The organism is Gemmatimonadota bacterium (genome assembly GCA_016209965.1).
Lineage (GTDB): Bacteria > Gemmatimonadota > Gemmatimonadetes > Longimicrobiales > RSA9 > JACQVE01.
Map to the genome: position 1 here is coordinate 1 of JACQVE010000066.1, position 3,165 is coordinate 3,165.

Sequence of the window (3,165 nt, forward strand, 5' to 3'; positions counted from 1 at the left end):
GCCTCAGGGTGCCTCCCCCTTCAGGTACTTCTCCGGCAAAGGATTGTCCGGACGCTCCGCCTCCCAGAACACCGTCACCACCCACCAGCGCGCCCCGTCATACATGAGCTGAATGCTATTGATGCCACGGGCGAAGGGCGCCGGATCTTCCGCCGCACGCCGCGACTGGTACGTGCTGAACACGTGCACCATGTTGCCGAACCGCTCCGTGCGCCGCGCGATCTCCCGCTCGAAAAAGCCGTTGGCCTCGAAGAACGGCGCCGCCGCCAGGATGTAATCCTCCAGGGTCAGCACCCTCGCCCGGAATCCACCCTCCGGGTTGGGTCCCACCGGGATGAGGCGCGCCCCCGGCACGAACAGCGAGCGCATCCGATCCCAGTTGCGCTTCTGCCCCTTGGGCCCGGAGATCACGTCGTAGAGGGCGCCCAGGATCGCGTCGATCGAGGCGACGTCCGCGGGCGCGGCCGCCGGCGGCGCAGCCTGCTGCGGCGGGGTGCCCTGGGCTCGGAGCGCCGAGGGAGTGACCAGCAGGGCAGAAGCGCCTAACCCCAGAGCGGCTAGACCGCACCGCCACACGCTTGCGTTCTCTATCATCGTCGCTCTCCTTCACTTTGCCTGAGGCGCGCGTCGAGGCCGGTAGACAGGCAGCTCATACGGTGATCTCGATTCGGGAGCAAATCACGGAGTAGCCGAGGGCGAGCGACTCGCTCCAGACTGGCTCCGCGGCGGCGAGTCAGCGCGGCATCAGCCAGGTCGGCATAGGGTCTCTGCGGCAGGTGGAGTCCGCCGATTGATGCATCGGCCGCGAAGATATCACTCTGCGGGACACTTGTCATTCGGACCAGCGGAGCTTCGCCGCGGCTATGCCCCGCTGGTCCTGCTGCTAGTGCGGCTTATGCTTCTTGTGGCCGGAGGCGGGGCGCGGCATCTTCGGCGGCCGGCACCTCTCTGGTCTTCAACTGATCGGGCCTATGCGACCCCTCACCTTCTCCTCGGGGCTTGCCCTCGCGCTGGCGGCGCAACTGTGCGCCACCGCAACCGCTTACGGCCAGGATGCCGCGGCCAGGCCGGACGACATGAGCGCCCGCTACCGTGCCGCGGCCGATCGGCTGATCGATGCCGCGCTCAGGGACAGTGCGGCCTACGCCCGGCTGACCGAGCTGGTGGATCGGTTCGGCCCGCGCTTCAGCGGGACGGAGAACCTGGAGCGCGCGCTCGACTGGATCCTGGCGGAGATGAAGAAGGATGGGCTCGAGAACGTGCGCGGCGAGCCGGTCATGGTGCCGCACTGGGTGCGGGGCGCCGAATCGGCCGAGTTGCTCTCCCCGATGCGCCGCAACCTGCCCATGCTGGGGCTGGGCGGCAGCGTGGCCACGCCGCCGCCAGGCATTGCAGCCGAGGTGCTGGTGGTGAGCAGCTTTGCCGAGCTCGAGGCTCGCCGCGCCCAGGCGCGGGGCAAGATCGTGCTCTTCGACGTGCCCTTCACCAATTACGGCGAGACCGTGCGCTACCGCAGCAACGGCGCCAACGCGGCGGCGCGGGCCGGCGCCGTCGCCAGCCTGATCCGCTCCGTGACGACCCATTCGCTGCAGACGCCGCACACGGGCGCCATGCGCTACGACACGGCCGTGCGGCGCATTCCGCACGCCGCCATAACGGCCGAGGACGCCGCGCTGCTGCACCGCTTGCAGGATCGGGGCGAACGCGTCGTGGTGCGCCTCAAGATGGAGGCCCGCACCCTGGGGGACGCGCCCTCCCGCAACGTGATGGGCGAGATCGTGGGCTCGGAGAGGCCAGAGGAGGTGGTCGTGATCGGCGGCCACATCGATTCCTGGGATGTGGGCCAGGGCGCCATGGATGACGCGGGCGGCAGTATTGTGGCCTGGGAGGCCGTGCGCCTCATGCACGCGCTGGGGCTGCGGCCGCGCCGAACGGTGCGCGTGGTGCTATGGACGAACGAGGAGAACGGGCTGCGCGGGGCCACGGCATACCGGGCCGCGCACGCACAGGAGGTCTCCAGACACGTCCTGGCCGTCGAGTCGGATGCCGGGGTGTTCAGGCCTACGGGCTTCGGCTTCACCGGCCCTGACTCGCTGTTCGAGATCGTCAGGCGGGTGGGCGCGCTGCTCGACCGGATCGGCGCCAGCACCATCAAGCGGGGCGGCGGCGGCGCAGACATCGGCCCGCTCATGGCGCAGGGGGTTCCGGGCATGGGGCTGGAGGTCGAGGGCGCGCGCTATTTCTGGTATCACCACAGCGACGCGGATACCGTGGACAAGCTGGACCCGCGCGAGGTGGCGCTGTGTGTCGCGGCCATGGCCGTCATGGCCTACGTGGTCGCGGACCTGCCGGAGCCGCTGCTGCGGGACACCCCTATGCGCTGACGCCGCCGGGGAGGCGCGGCTCTCGAGTCACTGCGTCCTGCCTGAAGTCACGAACGCGGATGCGTGAGCCTGGCCCTGCCCGTGCCCGCCTTCAGAGGCCGCTGTGGCCCCCCACCTTGAAACCCGGCCGCCGTTGCGCCCGTAAAGGGCAGTAAACAGGGAGGCAAACGTGCGGATTCGAGTGCTCTTGCTTGCCGCTGCCCTCGTCTCCCCCGGGGCCGGAAACGGTGCCGCGGCGCAGGCGGACAGCACTCGCATGTACGGCCGGATCACGACCGTGGATGGCGAGCGTTATGAAGGGTACATCCGCTGGGACAAGAACGAGGCGAGCTGGGCGGACATCCTGGATGCGACCAAGGAGATCCGGCCCGCGCGGCGTTCCGGCAAAGCAGTCCTGGAGCAAAGACGGGTGCGCGTCTTGGGCATCCCGGTGGGCTGGAGACGCCATGTCGGCTCGGCGCGTGCATTCCGGTCCGCCCAGTCGGGCATCCGCTTCGGCCATATCCTGACACTCGAGCCGCGCGGCGATGGCGCGCGGCTGGTGCTGGTTTCCGGCCGGGAAATCGAGCTGGAATCGGGTGGCGACCTGGGCGACGCCGTGCGCGGGATCGTGATCCAGGATCCTCGCAGCCAGGTGGAACTGGGCTGGGACGACGTGCGCCGCATCGAGTTCCTGACGGCGCCGGAGGCGGCGTCACGCCCCTCGGCCGAGCGGCTTTACGGCCGGCTCGAGACGCGGGGCGGTCAGCGGTTCACAGGCTACGTGGCCTGGGACATGGAC

The 3,165-nt window shown here is 69.6% G+C and carries 3 protein-coding genes; 2 read left to right on the forward strand and 1 reads right to left on the reverse strand.

All coding sequences use genetic code 11. From position 1 onward, the window contains the following. Positions 1 to 3 precede the first annotated feature (3 nt). Entirely contained in the window at positions 4 to 441 is a 438-nt protein-coding gene (locus HY703_02905; protein MBI4544128.1) for a hypothetical protein, read from the reverse strand. A 530-nt stretch (positions 442 to 971) separates the two neighbouring features. Between HY703_02905 and HY703_02910 the strand changes: the two genes are divergently transcribed. Both HY703_02910 and HY703_02915 read left to right on the forward strand, forming a co-directional pair. Continuing rightward, positions 972 to 2,384, forward strand: a complete 1,413-nt coding sequence (locus HY703_02910) for a M20/M25/M40 family metallo-hydrolase (protein ID MBI4544129.1) — start codon at positions 972 to 974, stop codon at positions 2,382 to 2,384. A gap of 169 nt (positions 2,385 to 2,553) precedes the next feature. Next, positions 2,554 to 3,165, forward strand: a 612-nt coding sequence (locus HY703_02915; protein MBI4544130.1) for a hypothetical protein, incomplete at its 3' end; no start/stop codon positions are given.